The sequence below is a fragment of the Pseudarthrobacter oxydans genome (genome assembly GCF_034258515.1).
Classification (GTDB): Bacteria; Actinomycetota; Actinomycetes; order Actinomycetales; family Micrococcaceae; genus Arthrobacter.
The window spans coordinates 1289764-1306117 of record NZ_CP139438.1; the positions used below are offsets into that span (position 1 = coordinate 1289764).

Annotated in this window: 15 protein-coding genes; 10 read left to right on the forward strand and 5 right to left on the reverse strand. The window is 67.2% G+C overall.

The features are described from left to right. Positions 1-121: 121 nt before the first annotated feature. Positions 122-1312, reverse strand: coding sequence for an ROK family transcriptional regulator (locus SMD14_RS05910; RefSeq protein ID WP_157238769.1), 1191 nt, complete (start codon positions 1310-1312; stop codon positions 122-124). A gap of 200 nt (positions 1313-1512) precedes the next feature. Here SMD14_RS05910 and SMD14_RS05915 point away from each other — a divergent pair, with 200 nt between their 5' ends. Continuing rightward, positions 1513-2307, forward strand: coding sequence for a carbon-nitrogen hydrolase family protein (locus SMD14_RS05915; RefSeq protein WP_321215695.1), 795 nt, complete (start codon positions 1513-1515; stop codon positions 2305-2307). A 13-nt stretch (positions 2308-2320) separates the two neighbouring features. Here the strand turns inward: SMD14_RS05915 and SMD14_RS05920 are convergent, their stop codons facing one another. Further along, complete coding sequence (locus SMD14_RS05920) at positions 2321-3946, reverse strand: PucR family transcriptional regulator (RefSeq protein ID WP_321215696.1); 1626 nt, start codon at positions 3944-3946, stop codon at positions 2321-2323. Positions 3947-4055: 109 nt separating this feature from the next. Here SMD14_RS05920 and SMD14_RS05925 point away from each other — a divergent pair, with 109 nt between their 5' ends. After that, positions 4056-5603 carry an amino acid permease gene (locus tag SMD14_RS05925; RefSeq protein ID WP_321215697.1) on the forward strand — a complete coding sequence of 516 codons (1548 nt, stop codon included), beginning with the start codon at positions 4056-4058 and terminating at the stop codon, positions 5601-5603. After that, positions 5600-7333, forward strand: a complete 1734-nt coding sequence (locus SMD14_RS05930) for an FAD-dependent oxidoreductase (RefSeq protein WP_321215698.1) — start codon at positions 5600-5602, stop codon at positions 7331-7333. Before SMD14_RS05925 ends, SMD14_RS05930 begins: the two co-directional genes overlap by 4 nt. Here the strand turns inward: SMD14_RS05930 and SMD14_RS05935 are convergent. From SMD14_RS05935 to purU, 3 genes are all read right to left on the reverse strand, one after another. After that, the gene (locus tag SMD14_RS05935; RefSeq protein WP_157238765.1) at positions 7330-7848 is read right to left on the reverse strand and encodes a gamma carbonic anhydrase family protein; all 519 of its coding nucleotides are present in this window, start codon (positions 7846-7848) and stop codon (positions 7330-7332) included. The two genes, SMD14_RS05930 and SMD14_RS05935, sit on opposite strands and share 4 nt — an antisense overlap. A gap of 102 nt (positions 7849-7950) precedes the next feature. Continuing rightward, positions 7951-8613, reverse strand: a complete 663-nt coding sequence (locus SMD14_RS05940; protein ID WP_321215699.1) for a class I SAM-dependent methyltransferase — start codon at positions 8611-8613, stop codon at positions 7951-7953. Between the two features lie 30 nt (positions 8614-8643). Further along, entirely contained in the window at positions 8644-9504 is an 861-nt protein-coding gene (gene purU, locus SMD14_RS05945; protein WP_321215700.1) for a formyltetrahydrofolate deformylase, read from the reverse strand. Positions 9505-9783: 279 nt separating this feature from the next. Between purU and glyA the strand changes: the two genes are divergently transcribed. From glyA to SMD14_RS05980, 7 genes are all read left to right on the forward strand, one after another. Further along, the gene (gene glyA, locus SMD14_RS05950) at positions 9784-11079 is read left to right on the forward strand and encodes a serine hydroxymethyltransferase (RefSeq protein WP_321215701.1); all 1296 of its coding nucleotides are present in this window, start codon (positions 9784-9786) and stop codon (positions 11077-11079) included. Positions 11080-11082: 3 nt separating this feature from the next. Beyond that, complete coding sequence (locus SMD14_RS05955) at positions 11083-12003, forward strand: bifunctional methylenetetrahydrofolate dehydrogenase/methenyltetrahydrofolate cyclohydrolase (RefSeq protein WP_157238763.1); 921 nt, start codon at positions 11083-11085, stop codon at positions 12001-12003. A gap of 136 nt (positions 12004-12139) precedes the next feature. Then, entirely contained in the window at positions 12140-13141 is a 1002-nt protein-coding gene (locus tag SMD14_RS05960) for an ABC transporter ATP-binding protein (protein WP_409339711.1), read from the forward strand. Next, on the forward strand, positions 13134-13979 hold the full coding sequence (locus tag SMD14_RS05965) for an ABC transporter permease (RefSeq protein ID WP_321215702.1): 846 nt from the start codon (positions 13134-13136) through the stop codon (positions 13977-13979). Before SMD14_RS05960 ends, SMD14_RS05965 begins: the two co-directional genes overlap by 8 nt. Then, positions 13976-14809 (forward strand): ABC transporter permease, encoded by an 834-nt coding sequence (locus SMD14_RS05970; protein WP_321215703.1) that lies wholly within the window; start codon positions 13976-13978, stop codon positions 14807-14809. The genes SMD14_RS05965 and SMD14_RS05970 overlap by 4 nt, the downstream gene beginning before the upstream one ends. A 140-nt stretch (positions 14810-14949) precedes the next feature. Beyond that, on the forward strand, positions 14950-15510 hold the full coding sequence (locus SMD14_RS05975; RefSeq protein WP_157238761.1) for a hypothetical protein: 561 nt from the start codon (positions 14950-14952) through the stop codon (positions 15508-15510). 10 nt (positions 15511-15520) lie between these two features. Further along, positions 15521-16354 carry an exodeoxyribonuclease III gene (locus SMD14_RS05980; protein ID WP_321215704.1) on the forward strand — a complete coding sequence of 278 codons (834 nt, stop codon included), beginning with the start codon at positions 15521-15523 and terminating at the stop codon, positions 16352-16354.

Genomic DNA, 16354 nt, shown 5'->3' on the forward strand with positions numbered 1-16354 from the left:
CCTCCAATGCAATGACTTCTTTGTCCGGCCGGCAAAGCGCAGGGCCGTCTGATCCAAAAGTAAACTGGATCACTGCTGTTGTCGTCAAGTCTTTAACGCAAACCGGGCATAACGAAACGGTCTACGTCTTGCGGATTCCGGCATGCTGGAACACCAGGGCGGCCGCCCCGAGCGCTTCCGCCCGGTCCCCCAGGGAGGACATGGCAAGGGTTGTGGTCTCGCCGATGACAGGCACCGCGTGCCTGATGAGACCCCGCCTGATCGGGTCCAGGAGAATGTCGCCGAGGCCTGCCAGCGGGCCTCCCACCACTATCACTTCCGGGTTGATCAGGTTGGCCACGTTGCCCAGGGCGCGGCCTACGGCGAGGCCTGCATCGTCGATCACCCGGAGCGTGGCGGAGTCCCGTGCCAGGGCCTTGCGAACGATGTCCGCGGGCGTCAGCGGCCGGTCTTCACCGCGGCTGAGGAGTTCGATCATGGTGGTGGTGGAGGCGATGGTCTCCAGGCATCCGCGGTTGCCGCAGCGGCACACCAATCCCTGTTCGTGGATGGTGGCGTGGCCAATTTCGCCGGTGATTCCCACGTTCCCGTAGTAGGGGGCGCCGTTGAGGATAAGTCCGGCACCGATGCCGGATCCGATCTTGAGGAACAGCAGGTTACTGACCCCCGAATGGTGCCCCCAGGTCACCTCTGACCAGGCGCCCAGATTGGCGTCGTTGTCAACAAAAACCGGGATTTTTAGCGTTTCTTCAAGGTATTGGAGGATGTTGATGCCCACCCATTCCGGCAGGATGGCCCCCTGCGCCACCGTCCCGGTGCGCCGGTCGATGGGACCGGGAATTCCGACGCCGGCACCCACCACGGCCGTGCGTTCGACACCGCTTTCCCGCAGCAGTTTCTCCAGCAGGGCCATTGCCGCCTGGACCCCTTCTTCGGCCTGGTGGCCAAGGGGAAGCATCACGGATTCCTCCGCGATCACGTGGTAACTGAGCGAGGCCAGGACCACGCGGAGGTGCCGTCGCCCGAAGTCGATGCCTACGGCCACGGCACCGTTGCTGTTCAGCCGGACGTTCAGTGCGCGGCGGCCGGAACTGGTGGTGGGTTCCGCCGATGCCAGGCCGGAATCCAGCATGATCTTGACGATGTTGGAAACCGTCGCCGTGGAGAGGCCTGTCTGCCGGGCAAGTTCGGCCTGCGTGGCGGGGCCGACCATCAGCGTTTCAATGATCCGTTGTTGGTTCAGCTGCCGCAGGGCGGATTGGGAGCCGGGATTCTTGGGCTTGCTCCTCGTTGAGCGCGGGATTGCGGACATGCTAAGAAGATTGCCCTATCCCCAGTCTTGTAGTCAAGAAGTTAACGCATCGGATGGATTTGATCCTTATGTGGGCGGGTAAGTCAATCCGCCCTCGGACGGGTGTGGGAGGGTGCAAACAGTCCTGGGGGCGCGGCTGAGGCCTCGCTACTCTGGACAGAGGGCCCCACCCGGGGGCCCCGGATATGGAAGGTGGGCCAGTGCTGCTGGCAGTTCTGCAGGCTAACTCCGCGGTCCTCGACATTGAGGCCAACTGCCGCACTATCGCCGCTGCTGCCCGGGATGCTGCTGCCCGTGGGGCGGCAGTCCTGGTCACCCCTGAGCTCTTCCCCGTGGGCTATGCCCCGCGCCGGGTGCGCGCGGAACTGGAGCCTTCCCTCCTGCCGGCGCTCCAGGAACGGCTGGCCGGGATCGCACGCGACAACGGCATCGCACTGGTCTATAGCCTTCCCCGCCTCTCCGGGCAGGGGGACTGGCAGATCAGCGCCACCCTTGTGGACGCAAGGGGCAACAACCTGCTCAGCTATGGCAAGGTGCACCTGTTCGGCCCCGACGAGCGGGCGGCCTTCAGCCCCGCCGGGGAACGGCCCGGTGTGGTGGATTTCAACGGGATACCCACCTCGATGGTGATCTGCTACGACGTCGAATTTCCGGAGTCCGTGCGGGCCGCGGCTGTGGGCGGGGCGGAGCTGCTGCTGGTCCCCACCGCGCTGGCGCACGGCTTCGACGACGTCCCGCAGGTCCTGCTCCGTGCGCGGGCACTTGAGAGCCAGCTGACCATCGCCTACGCCAACCACTCCGGGGAGGAGGACGGGTGCAGGTTCCTCGGCGGCAGCGTTGTTGCAGGGCCCGACGGCGGGCTGCTGGCGGAGGCAGGCGGGGAGCCGCAGCTTCTTTACGCCGAGGTGGATCCTGGCGCCGCCGCCCGTGAGCGCCGGGCCGTTCCGTACCTGGATGAGCGCCGCCCGGACGTCTACCGGTCCTGGGGCCTCTGAACCGGGCCCACAGCTACGCGCTGTCCCGCACCTGGCCGTCCGGTGCAGCGTCCTCCGCGTACTGCAGCGCGATCCACAGCTCGGCCCTGGCCTGGGCCTGCCCCAGATCCATGCCCAGCAGCTCCGCCACGGCATTGATCTGGCGGCGCACGCTGTTCCGGTGCAGCCCAAGGTCCTTGGCGGTGGCGTCCCAGCTTCCGTGGGCGGCCAGCCAGGACCGAAGGAGCCGTAGCTGCGAGGCCCGGCGTTCGGCGTCGAGCTCCAGGACGGGCGCGAGAATGCGCGCGGCCAGCAGGGCGCCCGCATCGCTGCCCAGCAGGCCGGTAACGGACCACGTCAGCTCCTCTTCCCTGAGGCTCCTTCCTGCCGCCGCCACGCGCGGGCGCAGGGCGCTGGCCCTCCGGTACGCGTCGGCGAGGCCTGGCAGCCCCGTGGGTTCACCCACCACCAGCCGCCAGCCCAGCTGTTCCACCTCGGACAGCAGTGGCTCGTCAACTTTGAGCCGCGTCACGGCCGTGAACCCATAATCGGTGAGCTCCACCATTTTGGTGTCGAACAGCCTGCGCCATTGGAGCAGCTCCCGCACCGGCCCGTCGGCTGCAGGGGCGGCAGCGGCCTGTGCCCGGACCCCCTGGACCACCCGGACCTGGCCTTGCCTGGTTCCCGAGACGCTTTGGGCCAGCAAGTCCTGAAGGCTGCCCAGCCCGCGGCTGTTGCCGTCGGACAGGCTCTCCGGGTGGAGGAGCAGGGCTGTGGCCAGCTGGCTGGGGGCCAGGGAGCCGCTGGTCCGCTGCCGCACGAGCAACTCCAGCAGGCCCACCACGGAGGACACCACATTGTTCTGCGCCGGGGTGAGCGGCCTGCCCGTGCCCAGCACCAGGCTGCCGAGCGTGGCGTCCCTGGTGCTCCGGAGCGGGTGGCCGAACACCAAGGTAGATCCTTCGGACGTTTCCAGTGTTTCCGTCTCCACGCGGGGGCCGCTGCCGCTGAGGAGCCGCTTGAGCAGCGGCTGCAGCTGGGAGAGCCCGACGGCGGCCCCCGCCCGGGCGCGCACCCTCCCGTCCGTGCCCACAAGGACGGCCCATACGGGAACACGCTGGATCAGCGCCGCCAGCAGCTCGTGTTCCGGCCGGGCGGAAAGGACCGCCCTCATGAGGTGCCGGTTGGTCTCCGCCAACTGCCGGAACACCTGCGCGTTGCCGGATTCGAGGAGCTTGGAAAACTCAAGGCCCAGGGCGGCGAAGGGAACGGTGGCCGGGACCTCCACGAGGGTGAGCCCGTGCTGCCGGCAGGCCGCCACCACGTGGGCGGGTACGGCGTCGTAATACGGCTCCAGGCCGAAGCCCAGGGCCGCAACCCCGGCAGCCACGAGCCGCCGGACGTACTCATCCGCCCTCGCGGGGCCGCTGCCGCCGCCCTCACGGAAGGGCAGTCCGGCCGTGAGGACGAATTCGCCGTCGAGCAGGTACGGCGTGGGGTCCTCCAGTTCGCTGGGTTCCACCCAGCGCAGCGGTGCCTGCCCGTTGCCGGCGTCGTTCAGCACCACCACTTCGCGCGGCAGGGCTGCCAGGAACCGTTCCAGCGTTACGGCGTCCAGCTGGTCCGGGCGGTCACTGGCGGATGGTGCATTGCGTCTCATGAATGAAGACTATAGGTCACTTTGCACATCGTTGAGATGCTCCTCACAACCCTACGCTTGGGGAGGGGAAACCAGTTCAACCATTCACCGACACGAACGGACGTCAACGATGACTGTGCCTACACTCTCCGGTCACGCACCGGCCGGCAGCAGCGGAACAAGCGGCCGCCCGACCCTGGCCGCGCAACTGCTGCGCCGCAAACCCATCGCCCAGATGGTCAGCGAGGCGGCAAGCAACGACGGCGGCCCCCGCCTGGTCCGCAGTTTCGGGGTGCTTCAGCTGACCATGATCTCCGTGGGCGCAACCCTTGGCACCGGCATCCTGGTGATCCTGGGCGAATCCGTTCCGCTGGCCGGGCCCGCCATCTGGATTTCCTTCGCGATCGCCGGCCTGGCAGCGCTGCTGTCCGCTGTTTCGTATGCCGAGATGGCAGGGATGGTCCCGGTGGCAGGCTCCAGCTACTCCTATACCTACGCCACCATGGGCGAGGGGATGGCGTGGATCTGCGGCTGGTGCCTGGTGCTGGAGTACGCGGTGTCCGTCGCCGCAGTCGCCGTGGGCGCGGGGCAGTATGTGAATGAAGCGCTGGCGGTGTTTGGTTCCGTCCTCCCGGACGCGGTGTCCCAGCCGCCCGGGGACGGCGGCCTGGTCAACGTCCCGGCCATGGTCATCGTGGTGCTCGCAACGATCCTCCTGGTCCGCGGCGCGAAGGAGAGCGCCTGGATCAACACGTCTATCGTGGTGGTGAAGGTGGGCATCCTGCTGTTCTTCTGCGTCGTAGCCTTCACTGCGTTCAACGCCGGAAACTTCGAGCCGCTGCTGCCGATGGGCGCTGCCGGCGTCTCAGCCGCCGCCTCCCGGGTGTTCTTCTCCTACATCGGGTTCGATGCCGCCTCCACCGCAGGCGAAGAAGCCCGCGACCCCAAGCGCGACCTGCCCCGCGCCATCATGCTCTCCATGCTGATCGTCACCACCATCTACGTCCTGGTTGCGGTTGCCGCCATCGGCGCCCGGCCGTGGGGCTGGTTCGACGGGACCGAGGCCGCCCTGGTGAAGATCCTTGAGGAAACCACAGGCCAGCCATGGATTGCCCTGGTCTTCGCGGTGGGCGCCGTCCTGGCCATTGCCAGCATCGTCCTCACCGTGCTGTACGGGCAGACGCGCATCCTGCTGTCGATGGCCCGCGACGGCCTCATTCCGAAAATCTTCGGCCGCGTTTCCCGCCGCACCGGCACCCCCGTTGCCGGCACGCTCCTGGTGGGCATCGCCGTCGCGCTCACTGCCGGCCTTGTGCCGCTCGGCGCGCTCGCGGACGCCACCAGCATCGGCACCCTGTTCGCCTTCGCACTGGTGAACGTCGCCGTCGTCTACCTCCGCCGTACCCGGCCGGAGCTGGAGCGGACCTTCCGCGTGCCGCTCTTCCCGCTCACGCCCATCCTCGGGGCCGCCATGTGCGCCTACCTGATGGCCAACCTCGGCGCAGACACCTGGGTGGTCTTTGCCCTCTGGATGCTGGTGGGCGCTGCCGCCTACTTCGGCTACGGCCGGCGGAACTCGCGGCTGGCGGCCCTCAGCAACGAGGAATACCGTGGACTTGCCGGACCGCAACTTTCACCACAGCCCACCCCCGAACCGTCAAAGGCAGAACTTCCATGACCACCGCCACCGAACTGCCGGCCTCAGATCCGTCCAGCACCACGGCCACCCGGGCCGCCGGCCCTACGGCAGACGGCGCCGCCGCCGGCCCCATCACCATGCTGAACCCGGACTTTCCGTTCAGCTACGACCATTACCTGGCCCACCCGGACGGCCTGGGCTCTGTTCCACCTGAACTGCTGGGGACCGAGGTGGCCGTCATCGGGGCGGGCCTGTCCGGCCTGGTCGCGGCCTACGAGCTCATGAAGCTCGGACTGCGGCCGGTGGTCTATGAAGCGGACCAGATCGGCGGGCGCCTCCGCACCGCCTCATTCCCCGCGGCGCCCGGAGTGGTGGCGGACCTCGGCGGCATGCGGTTCCCGGAATCCGGCAAGGCGTTCTACCACTACGTGGACCTGCTGGGGCTGGACACCCAGGAGTTCCCCAACCCGCTGTCCCCGGCCACGTCCAGCACCGTGATTGAGCTGGCCGGCAAGAAGCACTATGCGGAAAAGCCCGGCGACCTGCCGCCGTTCTTCAGGGAAGTGGCGGACGCCTGGAAGGCCGCGGTCAACGACGGCGCCAAGTTCGTCGAGATGCAGGAAGCCATCCGAGCCCGCGACACGGCCCGGATCAAGGAACTCTGGAACGGCCTGCTGCCGCTGATGGACGAGCAGACCTTCTACGGCTTCATCGCGGCCAGCGAGTCCTTCAAGGAGGCGGGCTTCGCACACCGGGAGGCCTTCGGCCAGGTGGGTTTCGGCACCGGCGGATGGGACACCGACTTCCCGAACTCCATCCTGGAGATCCTCCGCGTGGTCTACACCGACGCGGACGACCAGCACCGCCTCATCAGCGGCGGAGCGCAGAGGCTGCCCGAGGCACTGTGGCAGCACGCGCCGTCGGGCATGGTGCACTGGCCGGAAGGAACGTCCCTGGCCGCCCTGCACTCCGGTTCGCCCCGCGGCGCAGTCGGCCGGATCAGCCGCGACGCCGACGGCAACCTGCGGATCCGCGAACGGTGGGGCCGCGAAGCCACCTACCCCGCAGTGGTGGCCACATGCCAGTCCTGGCTGCTGTCCACGCGCATCCACACCGAGGAGGCGCTGTTCCCCGCCGAACTGTGGACAGCGATCGAACGCTCGCACTACATGCAGTCCTCCAAGACGTTCGTCATGGTGGACCGGCCGTTCTGGAAGGACATCGACCCGGACACCGGCAACGAGGTCTTGTCCATGACGCTGACCGACCGGCTCAACCGCGCCACCTACCTGTTGGACAACGGCCCGGACAAGCCCGCCGTCATCCTGCTCTCCTACACGTGGAACGACGACGCACTGAAGTGGCTGGCGCTGGACGCTGACGAACGCGTGGAACTGATGCTGCACTCGCTCGAGCAGATCTACCCGGGCGTGGACATTGCCGGCCACATCGTGGGCCAGCCCATTACGGTGTCCTGGGAGGCCGACCCCAACTTCATGGGCGCCTTCAAGGCAAACCTGCCCGGCCATTACCGGTACCAGCAGCGGCTGTTCACCCACTTCAAGCAGGACGCGCTGCCGGCCTCCCAGCGCGGGATCTTCCTGGCCGGCGACGACGTCTCCTTCACCGCCGGCTGGGCGGAAGGCGCCGTGACCACCGGCCTTAACGCCGTGTGGGGCGTGGTGAACCACCTGGGCGGCTCGTCAGCGCCGGGCAACCCGGGTCCGGGCGAGCTGCTGGACGCGATCGGGCCGATCAGCCTCGATTAAGCGTGCAGCTCCCGGTGGGCCCGGGCCAGTTCAACGTAGCGTGCGGCGTTGGCCCGGACGCCGTCGTACTCTTCGTCGGTGAGTTCCCGGCGGACCTTTCCCGGAACGCCCGCCACGAGCGAGCGGGGCGGGACAACGGTGCCTTCGAGCACCACGGCGCCGGCCGCTACCAGCGAGCCGGCGCCGATCACTGCGCCGTTGAGCACTGTTGCGCCCATGCCGATCAGGCAGTCGTCCTCCACAGTGCAGCCATGGACGACGGCGGCGTGCCCCACGCTGACGCGTTCGCCCACCGTGCAGGGGAAGCCTGGGTCCGCGTGCAGCACCACATTGTCCTGCAGGTTGCTGCCCTCGCCGACGGTGATGACGGCGGTGTCAGCCCGCACGGAGACACCGTAAAAGGCGCTGGAATCCCGGGCGAGGGTGGCGTTGCCGATGATCGACGCCGTGGGTGCGACAAAGGCGGAATCGTGGACAGCCGGGGTGTTTCCGGCGAAAGGGTAAAGAGGAGCCATGCGCCAAGCCTAGGACACCTACGCCCCACCCCAACCAGGTAGCGCCAAGTGTCGTTTTGAAACCTCAAAACGACACTTGGCGCTACCTGGTTGGGTTCGGGGTTACCTGCGGTGAGGAGTGCGCAGGACCAGGAACTGGTAGTGCTGCGTCCAGTGCCCGGCGCCGGGGCCGGACTCGGCTCCTGTTCCCTCCGGCCACGTGACAAAGTCCTCGACCCTGCCGTGGCGACCAAAGACTTCCCGGACCGTGGCGTCGCTGCGGCGGCTGAAAAAGCGGGGCTCGCCGTCGTCGTCCTCCGGATTCAGCACCTCTTCATCCTCACCGGACCAGAGGCCGACGGCGATCGGGGCGCCGGGCGCGGCGACCCGCACCAGCTCGGCCAGGACGGCATCGATGTCGCTGGCGGGGATGTGCAGCAGCGTGCTCATGGTCCACAGGGCAGCGAAGGCGCCGCTGGGGAACGGCAGGGCCCGGACGCTGGCCACCGAGACGTCAAGGCCCCGCGCCCTGGCCCGGCGGACCTGCCCTTCGGCGAGGTCCACGCCCGTGTAGTGGATGCCGGCCTCAACGAACTTCAGGCCGTCGAGCCCGGTCCCGGTCCCCACTTCCAGGACGGAATGCCGCCCTTCGGACTTCAGCAGGGCAATAAAGCGGTCGCGTTGCTCCACACGGCTATGCGACGGCGGGTAGTCAGCCCCGGAGGCTGCACGGCGGTTGTAGAAGTCGGCGAGGCGCCGCTCGGCATCCGTAGTGGCCGGATCCATCCCGCCTCCCCGCCTTCTTTAAGACGGCCGTCAGTTAAAGACGACGGTCCGGTTGCCGTCCAGGAGCACGCGGTGCTCTGCGTGCCACTGCACCGCCTGGACCAGGGTGCGGCCCTCCACGTCCCTGCCCATCTGCACGAACTGTTCCGGCGTCCGCGCGTGGTCCACCCGGATGACTTCCTGCTCGATGATGGGACCCTCGTCCAGCGCCGCTGTCACGTAGTGGGCGGTGGCGCCGATGAGCTTCACACCGCGGGCATGCGCCTGGTGGTAGGGCTTGGCACCCTTGAAGGACGGCAGGAAGGAGTGGTGGATGTTGATGGCCTTGCCGGTCAGCTCCGTGCAGAGCTCATCGGAGAGGATCTGCATGTAACGGGCCAGGACGGTCAGCTCGATGTCGTGCTCGGCCATGATGGCGCGGAGTTTGTCCTCCGCCTGGGCCTTGGTGTCCGGGGTGACCGGGATGTAGTGGAACGGGATGCCGTAGAACTCAGCGAGCCCGGCAAGGTCCTGGTGGTTGGAAACGATGGCGGGGATCTCGATGGGCAGCGTCCCGGAGCGCTGCTGGAACAGGAGGTCGTTGAGGCAGTGGGCAGAGGTACTGGCCATGACCAGGGTGCGCACTTTCTGGCCCACGGTGTTGAGGCTCCACTGCATCCCGAACGCCTCGGCCACCGGCTCAAGGGCAGCGCGCAGCTCGGACTTGGCCGCCGCCGTCGTCACCTCTACCCGCATGAAGAAGTTGCCCGTGGCAGGGCTGCCGTACTGCTGCGAATCCGTAATATTGCAGCCCGCCACCAGCAGGGCGCCGGCCACCGCGTGGACAATTCCGGGGCGGTCCGGGCAGGACAGGGTAACTACGTAGGCTTGGTTCAGCTGCTCTTCACTCACGCGTACAAGCCTACCCGCGCTGCGGCGCCCGGGTTTGGTACGCTGAGAGGGTCGCAACTGGCGTTGGGTGGCTAACCACCAGGGAGCGGCAATCACGAAGACCACGGATCGTACGCCTGGGCCGAGGGTCATGTCTTGCCGGATTTGGGGCTGCACCTGCGTCAGTACTGCAGCGCCATGCCCGCAGCTTCCCACGCGCTGTCATCAGTGCGGTGTGAAGGTGCGCCAGCCGGTAGCCTGACCTTAGCAGTGCCCGTACGCCTAGCCAGGAGTTCTTTCGTGACTACAGCCACCTCCACTACCGCCGTCAGCAACCAGCCGCTGGCCGAGCTCGACCCCGAAATCGCAGCAGTCCTTGACCAGGAGCTCGGCCGCCAGCGCGGCACCCTGGAAATGATCGCCTCCGAGAACTTCGCCCCCCGCGCCGTCATGGAAGCCCAGGGCTCCGTCCTCACGAACAAGTATGCCGAGGGCTACCCGGGCCGCCGCTACTACGGCGGCTGCGAATACGTGGACATTGCCGAGCAGCTGGCCATCGACAGGGTCAAGGCCCTGTTCGGCGCCGAGTACGCCAACGTCCAGCCGCACTCAGGCGCCCAGGCCAACGCCGCGGCCCTGTCCGCCATGATCACTCCCGGCGACAAGATCCTGGGCCTGTCCTTGGCGCACGGCGGCCACCTGACCCACGGCATGAAGCTGAACTTCTCCGGCAAGCTGTACAAAGTTGCTGCCTACCAGGTTGAGGAAGACAACTTCCGCATCGACATGGACAAGCTCCGCGAACAGGCCATCGCCGAGAAGCCGCAGGTCATCATCGCCGGCTGGTCCGCCTACCCGCGCCACCTGGACTTCGCTGCCTTCCGCTCCATCGCCGACGAGGTCGGGGCCCTTCTCTGGACCGACATGGCCCACTTCGCCGGCCTGGTTGCCGCCGGACTGCACCCGAGCCCGGTTCCGCACTCCGACGTCGTCACCTCCACAGTGCACAAGACCCTCGCCGGGCCGCGCTCCGGCGTGATCCTGGCCAAGCAGGAGTGGGCCAAGAAGCTCAACTCCAGCGTTTTCCCGGGCCAGCAGGGCGGCCCGCTGATGCACGTGATCGCAGCCAAGGCCGTGGCCTTCAAGATCGCCGGCACCGAGGAATTCAAGGAGCGCCAGGAGCGCGTCCTGGAAGGCGCCAGGATCATCGCCGACCGCCTCAACCAGGCGGACGTCGCCGACGCCGGCGTCTCCGTCCTGACCGGCGGCACGGACGTGCACCTGGTCCTTGTCGACCTCCGCAACTCCCAGCTGGACGGACAGCAGGCCGAAGACCTCCTGCACTCGGTGGGCATCACCGTGAACCGCAACGCCGTTCCGTTCGACCCCCGCCCCCCGATGGTCACCTCCGGCCTGCGCATCGGCACCCCGGCACTGGCCACCCGCGGCTTCGGCGCCGCCGAGTTCACCGAGGTTGCCGAGATCATCGCCACCGCCCTGAAGGCCGGCACCGGTGCCGACGTCGAGTCCCTGCAGGCGCGCGTGGACAAGCTGGCCGCCGACTTCCCGCTGTACCCGCAGCACGAGCAGTGGTGACCCATGACTGAAACCACCCAGACCGCAAAGGTCCTTGACGGCAAGCTTGCCGCCGCCGCCATCAAGGCCGAGCTGGCCGAACGCGTGGCCGCACTCAAGGCCAAGGGCGTAACGCCCGGCATCGCAACCGTCCTCGTGGGAGCGGATCCGGCCTCGCAGCTGTACGTGTCCATGAAGCACAAGCAGTCCGCGGAAATCGGGATGAACTCGATCCAGCGCGAGCTGCCGGCCGATGCCACCCAGGAGCAGGTCGAGGCACTCATTGACGAACTCAATGCGGACCCCGCCTGCCACGGATACATCGTCCAGCTGCCGCTGCCCAAGCACCTGGACACCGATGCGATCCTGGAGCGCATCGACCCCGCGAAGGATGCCGACGGCCTGCACCCCACCAACCTTGGCAAGCTGGTGCTCAACGTCAACGGGGAGATCACCTCGCCGCTGCCGTGCACGCCCCGCGGCGTGATCGAGCTCCTGGAGCGCAACGGCTACAGCCTCAAGGGCAAGCACGTTGTGGTGGTGGGCCGCGGCGTCACCATCGGCCGCTCGATCGGGCTGCTGCTCACCCGGCGCGCCGTCAACGCCACGGTGACGCTGACGCACACGGGAACCGAGAACCTCCCGGAACTGCTGCGGCAGGCGGACGTCATTGTGGGCGCGGCCGGTGCCAAGCACATCGTCAAGGCCTCCGACGTGAAGCCCGGCGCGGCCGTGCTGGACGTGGGCGTCACCCGGGAAACCGATCCCGAGACCGGCAAGAGCCGGGTCTACGGCGACATCGACCCCGCCGTGGCCGAGGTGGCCGGCTGGATTTCACCGAACCCCGGAGGCGTCGGTCCCATGACCGTGGCGCTGCTGATGACGAACGTGGTGGAAGCCGCGGAACGCCAGGTGGCACAGAAGAGCGGCCCGGGAAGCGCCTAGCACCAGGCAAAAACAGCAAGGCACGACGGCGGCACGGCACCTTTCACACGGAAGCGGCCGTGCCGCCGTCGGACTTTTAAGCGCAGAAGTGGCAGTCCCCTTCCACCTGCGCCGCAGCTCCACTAGTCTGCGGAGGGTGCACAACAAAGCCGCCGTGCCGCCGGGCGCAGCAGTCGGCCCTGTCCAGCCTGCCGCCGGGCCGCGAAGCGAAGACCACCGTACGGTCATTACGGCAGAGAACCTGACGAAGACCTACGGCGACGTGGCCGCCGTGGACGGAATCTCCTTCAGCGTCGCGGCGGGGGAGTCCTTTGGCCTGCTGGGCCCGAACGGTGCCGGCAAATCCACCACCATGAAAATGATCGGCGGCGTCACCCGGCGCACCTCCGGAAACCTCCGCATCCTGGGCCTCGACCCGGACTCGCACGGGCCCGAAGTGCGGGCGCACCTGGGCGTGGTGCCGCAGCAGGACAACCTGGATGAGGAGCTCCGGGTCCGGGACAACCTGCTGGTCTACGGGCGCTACTTCGGCCTGCCCATGAGCTACCTGAGACCGAAGGCCGACGAACTGCTGGAATTCGCGCAGCTGACGGACAAGGCGAAATCCAAAGTGGACGCGCTGTCCGGCGGCATGAAGCGGCGGCTGACCATCGCGCGTTCGTTGATCAACGAACCCCGGATCCTTTTGCTGGACGAGCCCACCACCGGTCTGGATCCGCAGGCCCGGCACATCCTCTGGGACCGCCTGTTCCGGCTCAAGGAACAGGGCGTCACCCTTATCCTGACAACCCACTACATGGACGAGGCCGAGCAGCTTTGCGACCGGCTGATCGTGGTGGACAAGGGCAGGATCATGGCTGAGGGATCGCCCGCGCAGCTGATCCGCGAGCACTCCACCCGCGAGGTGGTTGAGCTGCGGTTCGGATCCGAGCGGAACACCACGATCGCCTCGGAGCTGCAGGGCATCGGGGAGCGGCTGGAGGTCCTCCCGGACCGGGTGCTGATTTACGCGCACGACGGCGAGTCCACCCTTGAGCAGGTGGCGTCCCGCGGCCTGCGGCCGCTGACATCGCTGGTGCGGAGGTCCTCGCTGGAGGACGTGTTCCTGCGGTTGACGGGCAGAAGCCTTGTTGACTGACGGCACGGCAAGGGAGGCGTTGCGGGCCCACAGCCCGGACATTGCGGCTGCCAGGGCGCGGCGGTGGGGCGCGTTCTATTACGCAGAGCAGGTGCTGCGGGTGATGAAGGGCTACGGCTGGTCCATCATCATGTACAGCGTGGGCCACCCGGTGGCGTACCTGTTTGCCATGGGCGTGGGCCTGGCCACCCTTGTAGACGCGCAGGGCGCGGAGGCCTTCGGGGGAGTGGGCTACGTGACCTTTGTGGCCCCGGCGCTGCTGGTGTCCGCGTCCGTGATGACGGCCACCAACGAGTTCACGTTCCCCGTGATGGACGGGTTCAAATGGCGCCGCACCTACTACGGGCCGCACGCCTCGCCGCTGACTCCCCAGCAGATTGCGGCGGGCCACATCATGGCGGTGACCCTGCGCCTCCTGCTGCAGTCCGCCGTCTACTTCGCCGCTGTTGTCCTCTTCGGTGCCGCGCCCGGCGGCTGGGGCTGGGCCACCATCCTGGTGGCAACGCTCGCGGGCCTTTCCTTTGGCCTGCCGCTGATGGCCTACTCGGCCTCCATCACCGAGGACAAGGGCCAGTTTGCGCTGGTGATGCGGTTTATCGTGATGCCGCTCTTCCTGTTCTCCGGGACCTTCTTTCCGCTGGACAGCCTTCCCCTGGCGGTGCGCTGGGTGGGCTGGATCTCGCCCATCTGGCATGGCACCGAACTGGGACGGGTGTTCAGCTACGGGTACCAGCAGCCGCCGCTGCTCACCGTCCTCCACGCGGTGGTGCTCGTGGCCCTGGCGGTGCTGGGCTGGTTCCTGACCCGGCGGCAGTTCGCGGCAAGGATGGGCAAGTGAGCGCCGGGCTGCCAGTGAAAAGCGCGCCGGACCAGGCCCGCAGCAGGACGTTCGGGCCGCTGTATTCGCGCAACGCCAGGGCCGTCATTTCGCGCGGCCTGCTGGCCACCCGGAGCACAAACTGGCTGGTGATGCTCTCCGGGTTCTTCGAGCCGGTCCTGTTCCTCATCTCCATGGGGGTGGGGCTCGGCGCAATCGTGGGCTCGGTCCAGGGCCCAGGCGGCGGGGAGATCAGCTACGCCGCATACATTGCCCCGGCCCTGCTCGCAGTCTCGGCGATGAACGGCGCGGTCTACGACTCCACCTGGAACGTGTTCTTCAAAATGAACTTCGCGAAGCTTTACCAGGGCATGCTGTACACCTCGCTGGGGCCGCTGGACGTTGCCCTCGGGGAGATCTTCCTGGCGCTCCTGCGCGGCCTGCTCTACGCCATGGGTTTCACGGCGGTGATGGGGGTCATGGGATTGATCACCACACCCTGGGCGCTCCTGATGGTGCCTGCCTCCGTGCTGATCGCCTTCGGCTTCGCGAGCATCGGGATGGGGATCACCAGTTTCCTGAAGACCTTCCAGCAGATGGACTGGGTCAACTTCGTGATGCTGCCCATGTTCCTGTTCAGCGCCACGTTCTACCCGCTGAGCGTCTACCCACAGGCCATCCAGTGGCTCATCCAGGCCATGCCGCTGTGGCACGGGGTAGAACTCCTGCGCCAGATCAGCGTGGGCGCCTTCACCGCTGCCACCCCCGTCCACATCGGCTACTACCTGGTGATGACCGCCGTCGGCATGCTGCTCACCACGGTCCGCCTGCGCCAGCTCTTCCTGAAGTAGCCCCCCAACTAGGTAGCGCTAAGTGTCGTTTTAGGGGTTCAAAACGACACTTGGCGCTACCTAGTTGGGAGGGGAGGGGCGCTGTTCGCCGGAGGTGGAAGGCGGCAGGAGCACACCCGGGGGTTTGAGAGAATGGGTGCATGCAATCTCTGGGCAGCTCCAAGTCATCCTCCAAACCCGCCAGGGGCGGATTCTCCATGTTCCGCATCAGCGGCCCGGGACTGATGGTCCTGGTCACCGCGTTCGTTGTGGCCGTGATCTTCGCCGCCAACCAGAACGACGTCGTGGGCTGGGTTGTTGCGGTCATCGCAGCCTTCTGGCTCGCGCTGGCCTGCTTTGTGGTGTTCAGCATCCAGAAGGCGGCAAAGAGGGCCGGCGCCAAGCTCAGCGAAGCCCAGAACGCGTTCACGTCCGCTGCAGGGCGCGGCCCCTACGCCGCAGCAGACCAGGGTGGAACCCGGGTTGTTGCCGAGCGCAGCCAGGCTGAGGAGGTCCGCGACCTCAAGCTGGACCACTCATTCAAGATTGTCCAGGTCCAGGTCCGCGTGGTGGAGGAGGAGCGCGCCAAGGGTGCCGCCGCCAACCAGGACACCATCCACCGGGCACTCGAAACCATTGAGATCACGGCCACCAACGCCAGGGACATGATCAAGTCCTCGGGCGGCAGTGGAGAGCCGGTCACCGGAACCATCATCGACTAGAGTGGAGCGGGTGAGCTCGGCATTGAACAAGGACCACCTTCGCATCGCATCCGTCAACGTCAACGGCCTCCGGGCTGCGTTCAAGAACGGCATGGCGGCATGGCTGGAGCCGCGCGGGGTGGACATCCTCTGCCTGCAGGAAGTCCGCGCCCCTGACGCCATCGTGCGCCAGCTGCTGGGCGAAGGCTGGCACATCCTGCACGCCGAGGCTGAGGCCAAGGGCCGGGCCGGCGTCGCTATCGCATCGCGTGAGGAGCCGCTGGAAACCCGCAACGGCATCGGTGACGACTACTTCGCCACCGCCGGGCGCTGGGTTGAGGCCGACTTCCGCTTACGGGATGCGGCGGGAGAACCCGTGCAGCTCACCGTGGCCAGTGCCTACGTCCACTCCGGCGAGGTGGGCACGGCGAAGCAGGATGACAAATTCAGGTTCCTGGAGGTCATGAGCACCAGGCTCCCGGAACTGACCAAGCACAGCGACCACGCCCTGGTGGTGGGCGACCTTAACGTGGCCCACACGCCGCTGGACATCCGCAACTCAAAAGCCAACGTCAAGAGGGCGGGCCACCTGCCGGAAGAACGCGCGTACTTTGACAGGTTCTTCGGCGAGGAAATCGGCTGGCATGACGTGCACCGCAACCTGGCTGGACCGGTTGACGGGCCATACACCTGGTGGTCGCAGCGCGGCAAGGCCTTTGACAATGACACCGGCTGGCGCATCGACTACCACCTGGCCACCCCGGCGCTGGCCGCCTCCGCGATCTCAGCGGTGGTGGACCGTGCGGCGTCGTGGGATACCCGCTTCTCCGACCATGCCCCGCTGGTAGTGGATTACCAGCTCTAA

What these genes read in the sequence shown, in the direction of transcription:
- SMD14_RS05935 (WP_157238765.1), bottom strand. Translation starts at nt 7,848, where the DNA reads ATGGCTCCTCTTTACCCTTTCGCCGGAAACACCCCGGCTGTCCACGAT.
- SMD14_RS05955 (WP_157238763.1), top strand. Translation starts at nt 11,083, where the DNA reads ATGACTGAAACCACCCAGACCGCAAAGGTCCTTGACGGCAAGCTTGCC.
- SMD14_RS05975 (WP_157238761.1), top strand. Translation starts at nt 14,950, where the DNA reads ATGCAATCTCTGGGCAGCTCCAAGTCATCCTCCAAACCCGCCAGGGGC.
- SMD14_RS05910 (WP_157238769.1), bottom strand. Translation starts at nt 1,312, where the DNA reads ATGTCCGCAATCCCGCGCTCAACGAGGAGCAAGCCCAAGAATCCCGGC.
- SMD14_RS05940 (WP_321215699.1), bottom strand. Translation starts at nt 8,613, where the DNA reads ATGGATCCGGCCACTACGGATGCCGAGCGGCGCCTCGCCGACTTCTAC.
- SMD14_RS05925 (WP_321215697.1), top strand. Translation starts at nt 4,056, where the DNA reads ATGACTGTGCCTACACTCTCCGGTCACGCACCGGCCGGCAGCAGCGGA.
- SMD14_RS05920 (WP_321215696.1), bottom strand. Translation starts at nt 3,946, where the DNA reads ATGAGACGCAATGCACCATCCGCCAGTGACCGCCCGGACCAGCTGGAC.
- SMD14_RS05930 (WP_321215698.1), top strand. Translation starts at nt 5,600, where the DNA reads ATGACCACCGCCACCGAACTGCCGGCCTCAGATCCGTCCAGCACCACG.